This window comes from Catellatospora sp. NPDC049133 (assembly GCF_040648455.1).
Lineage (GTDB): Bacteria > Actinomycetota > Actinomycetes > Mycobacteriales > Micromonosporaceae > Catellatospora > Catellatospora aurea.
In genome coordinates, this window is the sequence record NZ_JBEZDT010000003.1 from 317,663 (window position 1) to 328,354 (window position 10,692).

Consider the following 10,692-nt stretch of genomic DNA (forward strand, 5'->3'; position numbering starts at 1 on the left):
AAGTCGCTTCGGCCTAGCCGGCCCAACGGACGAAGGTGCCATCGGGGATCTCGTAGCAGCACTCGGCGCCGACGCTGCGAATGAAGTCAAGGAGGTCCGCGGAGGGGCGTTTGGGCACGAGAATGACCAACCGAAGGTTATCTACTTTGATGTGGCGGCGGTAGTCAAGAAGTTGCCCGACAGCCATGCGGATCGCTTCCCGCGTTGCCGACGCCTTGGCCTCGTACAGCTCGTTTGCGGTTCGCTCGTAGAGATCTGTGTACAGCGCTTTGAAGTGACCGGGCGGCACGATCTCGTGGCGCGTGAAGATGTGGTTGGGTCCCATCCATGCCTTGAAGCGGGCAACCAACTCAGCTTCGCGCTTCTGCGCGATCGTGGGTGGGGTTGCCGGTACTGCGACGGTTGTCAAGTTCGTGGCCTCCAGAGCTACCTCCCGGACCGTCGCGCCGCCCGGCGCGTCCACGACGGCGCTGCGGTCGGCGGCCCGGTCGAGATAGTCGCCGGCTGGCAGAAGGCGGAATACGAAGACGTTCCGCATTGGTCCGTTGTTCTGGCCAGGTGCCCGCTCAATTGTGTAGGGCAGCTCGGGATCAATCTCGAACTCACCGAGGTAGCGGTGGTTCTTCGTGGTGCCAGTCGTGACGCCGTCGGCCACGAACAGTCGCACGACACGCCCGGCCCGTCTGTGGTCAAGGAGGGCGAGGTTGCCGGAGGTCATCTGCTGGTCGCCTTCGGGACCCTCGCCGGTGTAGAGGAAGACTTCCTCGTCGGGGTCCCATCCGTCGAAGGTGTAACCGTAGGTTTCCCCGCGGGAGGGGTCGGAGTAGATGAAGACGTTGGGGCTCTTCGCGGAAGGCTCCATGCCGCCGTACATGCCGCCGCCGTACATCGCGACACGTTCAGCGCGAGTGAGATAACCGCCTACTGGGGTGGTCCAGGGGATCGACATGGACGAGAGCGTAGCGGCGCCGGGCGACATGATGGGCAGGTGACCTCACGATTGCGAGGGTTATCCACGGGCTTGTGAGCCGTCGCTCCCAGCTGGTGCGACGGCTCTGTGTTTCAGCAAGGTTGAACGCTGAGCACGAGTTTCCGCCACCGACCGCGCAGCGTCCACGGGAGTGAGCCTCGCGAAGCGAGTCGCACTTAGCCCTTCGGCACCGCCGGAGGCGGTGACAGCGGTGACACGGTGACAATCGCCCCAGCGCACCTCCATAACCGCAGGTCAAGACCGGTAGAAAGCTGTCACCGCCCGGCGGTGACAAGCGGTGACAACGGTGACAGGGAAGATCAACGTGAGCTACCTCAACTAGCCGCCGCGAGCTGCAAGCACTAGGCAGAAGTGACCTAGTTGCTTATGATGGAAAGGCGAGCCATGGGAGAGACAGTGCCCGCCCTCGTTGAGGGCGGGCACTGCTCGTTTCATGTCGCAGTCAGCCGAAGGTTCGCAACATGCGTTGGCCATCCCAGCGGGCAACCTCTTCGCGAGCCCGGCGCACCGAGTTCACCCTGATCAGAGTGGCGTCTCGGAGCGCGTCGATAGCCGCAGCGAGGCCCTTCTCGGACGTGGAGCTGGAGGACCAGTGCTCGCCCAGAAGCGGCTGGCTGGCGTCCAGTAGTTCATGCAGGGACGCGGCGGCTCCGCGAGCGACGAAGAAGTCCCGCGTCTCGCGGATCATCTCGGCGCGCTTGTGTGAGTACTGGTTGGCAGTCGGACGTTCATCGAGCCACCATGAGTCGAACCACCACCACACCGCGATGAAGGCCACCCGGATGCCCTCGGCGAGCTGATCGTCCGTGATCTGCGCCTGCGCCCTCGTGTACTCGTTCGGACCTTCGTATCCACGTTGCATGTCCGGCACGGATCAAACATACGTTCGAACGAAGGGCACCGGTCAACCCGCCCCGCCGCTTACGGCATAACGCCCCGATCCTCGACCCTGATTGGGTTGCGTACGTCGATGCTGGCGACCTTCCGACCACCGAACGGCACCTGCTCGGCCGTGACCACCCATGTCTCCGTGCGCTCTCGATCGCGAACCGGCGGTCACCCGGCCGATGGCTAGCTAGGCGGACGTTTGATGAGCGCCTGCATGATCTCCTCCATGCTCGTCACCACGACGTCCGCCCCAGCCGCGGCAAAGCGGGTTGCCTTGTGTCGACGGTTGGCGTAACCGATCACCGCTACGCCAGCCGCGTGGGCACCCTCGATGTCTGCGATTGAGTCGCCGATGAGAACGCAGTCCGCTGGCTCGACCGCAAATGAGCGCACAGCCTGAATAATCGGTGCAGGGTTGGGTTTCATCAGGCCGGGGTCAGCGAACGCCCGACCGACAATCGAACTAACGTAGGCATCTAGTTGATACTTTTCGAGATATGCATGTATCGCACCCGCTGAGTTGTTGCTCACGATCGCGATCCGCAGTCCGAGATCAAACGCAGCAACTAGCACCTCGCGGGCAAATGGAGTTGCTTCCGCTGACTCGACTGCCTGCAGCTCAGCAGCACAAAGTGCTTCCTCTACGGTGCGAACTTCGGTGGGCGCACCATTCGCGCCAACCCAGCGAAGAACCTCCAGTGGATCACTCTCTTTTGCTAAATACTCCGGGGCGATCAGTGTCATCTGGCGGACCAGCGATACCAGTTCGCTCGCGATGACGGGTGCTGTATACCCGGCGAAGATGCTGCACACTGGCCCGTCAAAGTCCAGCAGTAGCAGCCGCCGACTCGGCGCAAGCAGGCTGTCGAGCCCGCTCGACCTCGTCATGCGAGGTACTCGTAGGCAATGGTGCTCCACATCGAGTCGAACCACGCCTTGGATGACTCCACGAACTGCGTTCCATGTGAGGCGTCCTCATCCGTGACCGCGTAGTGGAACAGTGGCACGTCCTTGCCCAACAGATCGAAGATCGAAATTGGCTCGCCCTTAATCGCGACAGCGCGCTCAACCACGGGGTAGTAGCCGAAGAACACCTCGTCTGAGTTGAGTACGTAGAGCTTGAAGAGCGGCGCTGCGCCGTGCATCCGGACTTCCACAGTGGCGGAGCGAACAAGCCCGAGGTCACGGATTTCGGTTACTTGTTCCACTATCGCGTCCACAGCGCGCCTCGTGATCCGCTCCGCACGTTCGCGTACCGCGGGATCATCTGCCTTCGTCTCGGCGCGCGCAGGCAGGGCCATGGGCACGCTCATATCAGGGATCAGTAGCCGAACTGCGATCGTCTCGGGCGCGATGCTGCCATCACGGATCTTGTCCAGCGCTCCGGCGATGGCGTTTCGTAGGGTTTCGCCCGAAAACCCTGCAAAGTCCACGGTCACATGCGGCCCGCCGAAGGCTTCCTCGATATGCGGTCCAAGTTCCCTTGCCTTTTGCGTCTGGGCACGCACATAAGCGCCGCTGCCCTGCCGGCTCACGATCAAGCGTTCGCTGCGCAAGATCTCCGTCGCCCGCTTCACGGTCTCCCGGGCCACTCCGTAGTGCACTGATAGCTCCGGCTGAGACGGCAGCTTGTCGCCGGGTGTTAGGCGACGGGTGAGGATCGCGGCCCGCAGCTTGTTAGCGATCTGCTGCGACGACTGCGTGGGGTCGTCAGGGTCCAGCTCGCCGAGAAAGTCAAGGTTCTTCGCCACCCGAGAACCATAGCGCTGACTAGCCAAGTTGGGAAAGTTGGAGTGCAAGGCTTGACTTGGCTAGCCAGGTCCACCTACGGTTCTTCTTGACCGACCTGGCTAGCCAGGTTGCTCGCTAGCTCGGCAAAGTCCGGACTGCGGGGTGGCTTCGGCTGCGCCGTGCGCGACGACTAACCGCGGCGATTGTGCCTTGAGAATTTCATAGCGACAGGAAAAGGCGCTGGCCACGGCCGCTCCGAGCATCCCTGCCTTGAGCCACACGGTGGCCGACCCCGGTAGATCCCAGGCGAGCGGGGCGAACGAGCAGTCCTGGTTGGCGCTATTTGCACAGATCATCTGGCCGCTTGTCGGCCCGAATGATTCGCGCCGGGCGCGGTCCATGTTGGCCGCGCCCGGCTGGCACCTGCTCCTGACCGCTACTGACCTGGAAGAGGTGGACGTGATGAGCCTCGCCGCATCTGTTCGTGTCTCGATCCGTTCGTCGGCCGCGTGGCGTGAGTGCGCGTGTGGCCGGCTGGTGGCGCAGCCCCCAGATGACGGCTGCTGCAACGACTGCCGCAAGCCGGCCCGGTCACGCCGGGCTCGTCTGCGCTGACGGTTTCCGTGCGGCTCTGGGCATCTGCCCGGCCCGCGCGGTGGCCGCCAGACGGCGGACAGCAAGCGACCCCGGCGGGATTGGCCCCCGCCGGGGTCTTTCGCACCCCGTCCCACCTGTTCAGAGAGGAATCACGATGCCTACCCAGGCTATCGCGTCGGCCCCTGCCGACGAACCGGGCGCGGCCCGGCTGACCATCGCCCACCCCCTGGCTGCGGTCGCGGCCCGCAACTGCGCCACCCACGGCCACGACCTTGCCGACCTGGTCGGCGGTGTCGCCTGCGGCGCAGCATGGACACAGGCCCTGCACGACGACTTCATGTTCGCCCTGGAATGCGGCCTGCCCCTCGACCTGGAGGCGGACCCGTCCTACGTCGATGAGGTCGCGGTCCGCCGGGCGATGCGCGGTGAGGTGCTGGAGCTGACCGACCTGGAGCGCGCCGAGGTGCGCCGCCGCCTGGCCGCGATCTGTGACCGCCGCAACCGGCCCTACCGGTTCGCGTGTTCCCGCGCCGCCGCCGCCAGGCGGGAGGCGACGCGGTGAGCCTGTTCGCCGGGCAGCTCGACCTGTTCACCGGCGCACCGGTCGAGGTGCCGGCCGCGCCGGTCAGGGTTCGCCCGGCCGCGCCGCCGCCGCTGGAGCCGGGCCAGGTCCGCTACGCCACGTTCCGCGGTCAGCGGGACTGCGAGGACTGCGGGCACGCCCAGGCCGCCGCGTACGAGGCGGGCCGACCGGTCCCTTCGCGCCGCCGGGCCACCTCTTCCCGCCAGACCGCGGCCGGTCGCACGTACCTGTGTGAGCTGCACAAGACCGACCGGCAGGCCACCGACACGGAGGTGGAGGTCTGATGGCGCGCACCCGTGTTGGCCGCGCAATCGGCGACATCGCCCGGCGTGCCGCCCGCGGTGAGCTGTCCGCCGCCCAGGCTGCCGCGCTGATCGCGCGGCTGCGCGCCGGGCAGCGGCACGCCCTCTACCGCGCCGCCCTGGATTCCCTGGCCGCGCCGGGCGAACCGGTGCAGGTGCGGCTGATCGGCCCCGCCGCTGACGTGGCCAACCTGCTGACCGTCCTGGACGACGCCACGACCTTGACCGGCGTGTCCGACCCCTACCCGACTTCCCGGCCCGGCGTGGTGCGCGTGTACGCGACCGCCGAGCGCCGTCACCCACTCACTGGAGGCTCGAAATGACCGCACCCACTAGCGTCTACCCGCCCGCCGTCGCCGCCCTGGTCGACGACTTCAAGCTGTGGGCTGCCGAGTTGGGCACCGCCCCGTCGCGTAACGCCACGATGAAGCGGTTCCGGATCGGTGACGAGAAGGCCAAAGCGCTCCTGGCGACCCTCGCCGCGGCCGCGCCGGACGAGCGCCTGACCTCCGGCCCGGCCCCGCAGCAGCAGCCCGACCCGACGGGCCCGGACCTGGTGCCGGAGATCACCGCCGCGCCGATCACGGACACGCCGTCGCCGCTGACGGCGGTCGACGTGGCCCCGGAGCCGAAGATCACCGCCGCGCCGGTCGAGCGGCCCGCCGCCGACCCGATCCCTGTCGCGGCACCGCCCCTGCCGGTCGCCGCCCCGGCCCCGGTGCCTGTGGTCGTGGCCGTACCGGTCCGGCGCAAGCCTCAGATCCGGACCTGGCCGATCCTGGTCGTGGGGTTGGGCGCGTTCATCGCGATCTGGGCCGGGTGGGTCGAGCTGGGACGGCTGACCGGGTTCGGTGTCGTGCACCCGCTGCCGGGCATCTGGGACAGCTTCAAGATTGACACCGCGATCACGCTGCCGCTGGGCATGGACGCCTACGCCGCGTTCGCGCTGAAGGTCTGGTTCACCCCCGGTATCTCCGCCCGCGCCCGCCGCTTCGCCCGCTGGTCCACGATCGTGTCCCTGCTGGTCGGCATGTGCGGGCAGGTCGCCTACCACCTCATGGAGGCACAGGGCATCACCACCGCCCCGTGGCAGATCACCACTGCCGTGTCCTGCCTGCCCGTCATCGTGCTCGGCCTGGCCTCCGGGCTGGTCCACCTGGTCCGCGCCGACCAGGAAGAGACCGAGCAGTGACCGGGCTCGACGACTACCACCCAGACGACACCTACCCGGACCTGCGCCCGGACGACGACCTCGCCGGGCAGTTGCGGTCGCTGGCCACGTGGGTGGGCGAGCGGCTCAACGACGAGCACGCCGACCGGCAGTACGCCCTTGAACGGGCGCACGACTACCTGACCTGGCTGGCCTACCGGGCCGAGCAAGTCAGCCAGCAGCGCGGCATGCGGCTGGTGCCGGTACGTCCGGACAAGCGCATCCTCCCGGCGCGCGGGTACGCCCGCGTTCCACTCCCGCAGTTCCCTCGACGCTGACCGCTTCCGTGCGGGCCGGGCTCATCACCCCGGCCCGCGGCGGTGGCCGCCAGAGCGGCGACCAGTTCACGCGGGACACGACCCATGGCCTGAGAAACCGCGCCGTGTCCCGCTACCCCTCACAGAAGGAGCGCACCCAGTATGACCAGCACAACCGCCCCGGCCTGCGGGGGTGGCGTGTGAGCGAGCAGCAGCCGTGCGGGCAGTGCCCGATGCTGCACGCCGAGATCGTCCGCCAGCGTGCCCTGATCGATCAGCTTCAGCAGATGTGCACGTGGCTGTCCAACCGGCTCGCCGAGCTGCGCGGCGCGGTCGCCGCTGCTGAGGCGCTGATGCGCAGTGAGGCTGAGCGGCCCACGATGCCGCGCGGCCGGCTGCTGACCCAGTTGCACGAACGCCTGATCACCGCCCTGTTCGACGCAGACCGGAGGTAGACCGATGGCCTTGACCCCTGTCGTGTTCAGCGACGACGACGAGCCCACCCGCGTCACGGTGCCCGCCCCGGGCGGGCCGGTCGACGCCGAGTCGTACACCGTCTACAAGCCCGGCGCGGGCGCGCCCGTCGACGCGCCGGACAGTGCGGCCACGCTGACGTGGTCGGATGTGGCCAGCGGCGACGCTCGCCGCCGGGTGCCGCTGGTGCCCGCGTGGCTGCTGTCGGCGCACACCCGGCGCGCGACGCTGCGCGCCCTGGCCGACAACGTCGGCTACTTCGCCGCGTTCCACGCTCTGCGCGGCCCGAAGTACGCCATCAAGACGGCGCTGTACGCCCCGCGCGGCGCGGCCCGGCTGGTCGGCCGGGCGCTGTGGTGGGCGAGTGCGGAGGAGGGCAACTGGGGCCTGCGCCAGCACGCCGCCGACCACAACGACGCCTACACCTGGCAGTCGCTCAACCGCACCCGGTCCAAGGAGTCCAAGCCCCGATGGATGCTGGTCGGCGCTGCGGCGCTGGCCGCGTGCGGTGGGGGTTCGGCGCTGGCGGTGTCGGATGCGGTGCCGCCGATCGGCTGGTACGCCGCCCTTACCGGCGCGGTGCTGCTGGCGGCGCGGGTCGGCCGACCGGCGGACAAGCCGATCACCGACCGCGTCAGTACGTCGCCGCGGTTCACCCGCCTGACGGCTGACCAGGTGCGGGCGGCGCTGGTGTCGTTGCGCCTGCCCGGCCTAACGGAGGGTTCGCAGGTCGAATTCGTGCACCCGGGCATCCACCGCGACGGGCCGGGCTGGCTGGCACGGGTGAACCTGCCCGCCGGCATGGAGGCCGTGCGGGTCCTGGACCGGCGAGGCAACCTGTCCTCGGCGCTGCGCCTGCCGGTTGACCAGGTGTGGCCGGGCGCTGGCCCCGACCACGCTGGACAGCTCGACCTGTGGGTCGGCTACCAGCCCGCCTCCAAGATGGGCACCCCGCGGTGGGCGCTGGTCGCCTCCAACGCGCAGACCAGCGTGTTCAAGGAGGAGGAGTTCGGCTCGGATGAGCGTCAGCGGCCGGTCAAGACCAGCCTGTTCGCCCGGTCGTTCCTGATCGGCGGGCAGCCCGGTTCCGGCAAGTCGTACGCGGCGCGGGCGCTGGCGCTGATGGCGTCGCTCGATCCGACGGTGGAGTTCAAGATTGCCGAGTTCAAGGGCACCGGCGACTTCATCGACTTCGAGCCGCTGTGCTCGACGTACGTGTGCGGCGTGGACGACGACGCGATCCGGCAGGGCAGCGCGATCCTGTCATGGGCGCTGGGTGAGGCCGAGCGGCGCGGTAAGCGCATCCTGGCCGCCAAGCAGGCCGGACACGCCCCGGAGGGCAAGGTCACGCCCGAGCTGGCGCGCAAGCGCGGGTCCGGGCTGCACCCGATCGTCATCGTCATCGACGAGGCGCACGAGCTGTTCGCCGCCGACAAGGATGCCGCCGATGCGGCAGAGCGGCTGATCAAGCGGGCGCGGGCGCTGAACATGGTCGTCATCCTGGCGACCCAGATCCCGGACAAGACCAGCCTCCCGCCCAACATCACCCGCTGCGTCACCAACCGCTGGTGCCTGTCGGTGGCGGGCCAGGTCGAGAACGACATGATCCTCGGGACCGGGGCGTACAAGCGCGGGATCACCGGCACCGTGTACCGGCCCGTGGTCGATGCGGGCTGGGGCGTCATGACCGGCGGGTCGGTGCCCACGGCGGTGCGGTCGCAGTACCCGAGCCACGACCAGGCCGCCGCGATCCTCGCTCGGGCGCTGCTGCTGCGCGGCGGCAACCGGCAGGCCACCGGCGAGCAGGCACCCGCGCGTGACCTGCTGGCCGACCTGGTCGACGTGGCCGCCGGCAACGGCCAGCACTGGACCGCCGCCGCACCGGCGCTGGTCGAGCGGTGGCCTGAGGCCTACCCGGGGCTGACCCCCGACGCCCTGTCGGAGATCGCCCGCTCTTTGGGTGTCGCGTCGGTGGACGTGAAGGTTGGCGGAAAGGTCCTCAAGGGCTACCGCCGGACCGACATCGGCAAGATCCTCGCCGCGCGAACCGGCCCGGACGGCCGGTAGCGCGACAGGTAGCGGCACACGACCGGGTAGCGCTGGCGCTACCCGGTCCGCTACCCCTCATCCCGCCCACTACCTGCGACGACGCGAACAGGTAGCGGGTAGCGCCATGCCCGAAACCAGCCCCGAATCGGCCTGGGGAGGCCCTTCATGACACCGGAACTCGCCGCTACCTTGATCGCCACCGCCGCTATAACCGTCTATGTCTTGCTGTGTTGGGCGCTGCCGTTCGGCCGCTGCCATTGGTGCTCCGGAACGGGCACCGGCAAGACGCTGATCATGCGCAGGCTCCGTTCCTGCCGGATGTGTGGCGGCTCCCGCAAGCGCCTGCGCATCGGACGCCGGATCTACAACGCCGTCCACAACGCCAACACCGACGCGGCCCGCGCGGCACGTGCCAAGGACGGGAACGCGTCATGACCCGCGCACTCACGACCGGGCAGCGCACGATCCGCCTGGATAGCGAGCGGCGCTGCCCGGGGTGGTGCGCCCGCGCGCACCACTGCACGGCGCGCCGCCTGCCTGGCGGAGAGCACGCCTCCATCCCGGAGGTGTGGGTCACCGACGTGGGCCGGTTCGTCGCTACCCGCTACCGCGACCAGGCGGGACACGACCGCGTAGAGCTGCGCGTGGTGCTCGGCCTGGCCGACGACGAGGACACAGCGCAGGCCCAGGCACGCCACCTGCTGGCCGTGACGCGCGTGGTTATCGATCGGGTGTTCGGCCCCGGTGACCTGGCCGCCGGAGGTCCGCGGTGAGCGCGACGCGTTACGCCGTGGCGGAACACGACGCGTCGCGCCCAGCTGGACATGACGCCTACGAGCCGTCGCGTGTCACCGGCGACACGCGACGGCTGTGCGCCTGGTGCCACCAGCCCATCCCGCCGGCCGCGCGGCGGGACGCGGTGTGCTGCTCGACCAGGTGCCGCCAAGCACGGCACCGGTTCGCCCGCACGGTCGGCGCACCCGGCGTAGCCGTCGACCCCGGCCGCCCGCTACGCCTCGCGTACGCCGACCCGCCATATCCGGGCAAGGCCTGGCTCTACCGCGAGCACCCCGACTACGGCGGGGAGGTAGACCACGCGGCGCTTATCGCGCGGCTGACCGGCTACGACGGGTGGGCGCTGTCTACCTCCGCCCGCGCCCTGCCCGCCGTGCTGGCCCTGTGCCCGCCCGGCGTGCGGGTCGCCGCCTGGCACCGCGGGGAACGACCCACCGCCAGCCGGTGGCCGCTCAACGCATGGGAGCCGGTCATCTACCACGGCGGACGACCAGCCGACCCCGACGACCGGCAGGCCCGGCGTACTGACTCGCTGGTGCACGGGGTCGCGCCGATGACGACGCTGCCCGGACGCGTGATCGGCGCGAAACCGGCCGCGTTCTCCCGCTGGGTTTTCGACCTGCTCGGCGCGACACCCGGCGACACCTTCGATGACCTATTCCCCGGTTCCGGCGCGGTCGCCCGCGCCTGGACCGCCTACTGCGACCCGTCGCGCGTCGACGCGCGACGGCTACCCGGCGAGCCCGATCGGAAGAGCGGCGGGTTGGGTAAGAGTGTGTAAGCGGCAGTGGAGATATCGGGGGTGGGCGGATGAT

General features: G+C 69.0%; 15 protein-coding genes. 11 read left to right on the forward strand and 4 right to left on the reverse strand.

Features of this window, described 5'->3' with window-relative positions; genetic code table 11:
• Window positions 1–13: 13 nt before the first annotated feature.
• The 4 genes from AB0B35_RS05090 to AB0B35_RS05105 form a co-directional block, all read right to left on the reverse strand.
• A complete protein-coding gene (locus tag AB0B35_RS05090) occupies window positions 14–949 on the reverse strand; it encodes a hypothetical protein (RefSeq protein WP_361040781.1) in 936 nt (311 codons plus the stop codon).
• Between the two features lie 484 nt (window positions 950–1,433).
• Window positions 1,434–1,862, reverse strand: coding sequence for a hypothetical protein (locus AB0B35_RS05095; RefSeq protein WP_361040783.1), 429 nt, complete (start codon window positions 1,860–1,862; stop codon window positions 1,434–1,436).
• Between the two features lie 200 nt (window positions 1,863–2,062).
• Entirely contained in the window at window positions 2,063–2,767 is a 705-nt protein-coding gene (locus AB0B35_RS05100; RefSeq protein ID WP_361040786.1) for an HAD family phosphatase, read from the reverse strand.
• Window positions 2,764–3,630: a winged helix-turn-helix domain-containing protein gene (locus tag AB0B35_RS05105; RefSeq protein WP_361040788.1), complete on the reverse strand. Its 867-nt coding sequence runs from the start codon at window positions 3,628–3,630 to the stop codon at window positions 2,764–2,766. Before AB0B35_RS05105 ends, AB0B35_RS05100 begins: the two co-directional genes overlap by 4 nt.
• A 250-nt stretch (window positions 3,631–3,880) precedes the next feature.
• Here AB0B35_RS05105 and AB0B35_RS05110 point away from each other — a divergent pair, with 250 nt between their 5' ends.
• The 11 genes from AB0B35_RS05110 (at window position 3,881) to AB0B35_RS05160 (ending at window position 10,658) form a co-directional block, all read left to right on the forward strand.
• Window positions 3,881–4,225 (forward strand): hypothetical protein, encoded by a 345-nt coding sequence (locus AB0B35_RS05110; protein WP_361040791.1) that lies wholly within the window; start codon window positions 3,881–3,883, stop codon window positions 4,223–4,225.
• A 136-nt stretch (window positions 4,226–4,361) separates the two neighbouring features.
• Entirely contained in the window at window positions 4,362–4,769 is a 408-nt protein-coding gene (locus tag AB0B35_RS05115; protein ID WP_361040794.1) for a hypothetical protein, read from the forward strand.
• Window positions 4,766–5,074 carry a hypothetical protein gene (locus AB0B35_RS05120; protein WP_361040797.1) on the forward strand — a complete coding sequence of 103 codons (309 nt, stop codon included), beginning with the start codon at window positions 4,766–4,768 and terminating at the stop codon, window positions 5,072–5,074. Before AB0B35_RS05115 ends, AB0B35_RS05120 begins: the two co-directional genes overlap by 4 nt.
• Window positions 5,074–5,415, forward strand: coding sequence for a hypothetical protein (locus AB0B35_RS05125; protein ID WP_361040799.1), 342 nt, complete (start codon window positions 5,074–5,076; stop codon window positions 5,413–5,415). Before AB0B35_RS05120 ends, AB0B35_RS05125 begins: the two co-directional genes overlap by 1 nt.
• Window positions 5,412–6,284 (forward strand): ABC transporter permease, encoded by an 873-nt coding sequence (locus AB0B35_RS05130; RefSeq protein ID WP_361040802.1) that lies wholly within the window; start codon window positions 5,412–5,414, stop codon window positions 6,282–6,284. The genes AB0B35_RS05125 and AB0B35_RS05130 overlap by 4 nt, the downstream gene beginning before the upstream one ends.
• A complete protein-coding gene (locus AB0B35_RS05135) occupies window positions 6,281–6,580 on the forward strand; it encodes a hypothetical protein (RefSeq protein WP_361040804.1) in 300 nt (99 codons plus the stop codon). Before AB0B35_RS05130 ends, AB0B35_RS05135 begins: the two co-directional genes overlap by 4 nt.
• Before the next feature lie 8 nt (window positions 6,581–6,588).
• Entirely contained in the window at window positions 6,589–7,014 is a 426-nt protein-coding gene (locus AB0B35_RS05140) for a hypothetical protein (RefSeq protein ID WP_361040807.1), read from the forward strand.
• A gap of 4 nt (window positions 7,015–7,018) precedes the next feature.
• Window positions 7,019–9,100: an AAA family ATPase gene (locus AB0B35_RS05145; protein ID WP_361040810.1), complete on the forward strand. Its 2,082-nt coding sequence runs from the start codon at window positions 7,019–7,021 to the stop codon at window positions 9,098–9,100.
• 147 nt (window positions 9,101–9,247) lie between these two features.
• Window positions 9,248–9,517, forward strand: coding sequence for a hypothetical protein (locus tag AB0B35_RS05150; protein WP_361040812.1), 270 nt, complete (start codon window positions 9,248–9,250; stop codon window positions 9,515–9,517).
• Window positions 9,514–9,855 carry a hypothetical protein gene (locus AB0B35_RS05155; protein WP_361040814.1) on the forward strand — a complete coding sequence of 114 codons (342 nt, stop codon included), beginning with the start codon at window positions 9,514–9,516 and terminating at the stop codon, window positions 9,853–9,855. Before AB0B35_RS05150 ends, AB0B35_RS05155 begins: the two co-directional genes overlap by 4 nt.
• Entirely contained in the window at window positions 9,852–10,658 is an 807-nt protein-coding gene (locus AB0B35_RS05160) for a hypothetical protein (RefSeq protein ID WP_361040816.1), read from the forward strand. The genes AB0B35_RS05155 and AB0B35_RS05160 overlap by 4 nt, the downstream gene beginning before the upstream one ends.
• The last annotated feature ends 34 nt before the right edge of the window (window positions 10,659–10,692 follow it).

Coding starts and splice junctions, on each gene's coding strand:
- AB0B35_RS05090 (WP_361040781.1), bottom strand. CDS start 949: ATGTCGATCCCCTGGACCACCCCAGTAGGCGGTTATCTCACTCGCGCT.
- AB0B35_RS05100 (WP_361040786.1), bottom strand. CDS start 2,767: ATGACGAGGTCGAGCGGGCTCGACAGCCTGCTTGCGCCGAGTCGGCGG.
- AB0B35_RS05115 (WP_361040794.1), top strand. CDS start 4,362: ATGCCTACCCAGGCTATCGCGTCGGCCCCTGCCGACGAACCGGGCGCG.
- AB0B35_RS05125 (WP_361040799.1), top strand. CDS start 5,074: ATGGCGCGCACCCGTGTTGGCCGCGCAATCGGCGACATCGCCCGGCGT.
- AB0B35_RS05130 (WP_361040802.1), top strand. CDS start 5,412: ATGACCGCACCCACTAGCGTCTACCCGCCCGCCGTCGCCGCCCTGGTC.
- AB0B35_RS05145 (WP_361040810.1), top strand. CDS start 7,019: ATGGCCTTGACCCCTGTCGTGTTCAGCGACGACGACGAGCCCACCCGC.
- AB0B35_RS05150 (WP_361040812.1), top strand. CDS start 9,248: ATGACACCGGAACTCGCCGCTACCTTGATCGCCACCGCCGCTATAACC.
- AB0B35_RS05155 (WP_361040814.1), top strand. CDS start 9,514: ATGACCCGCGCACTCACGACCGGGCAGCGCACGATCCGCCTGGATAGC.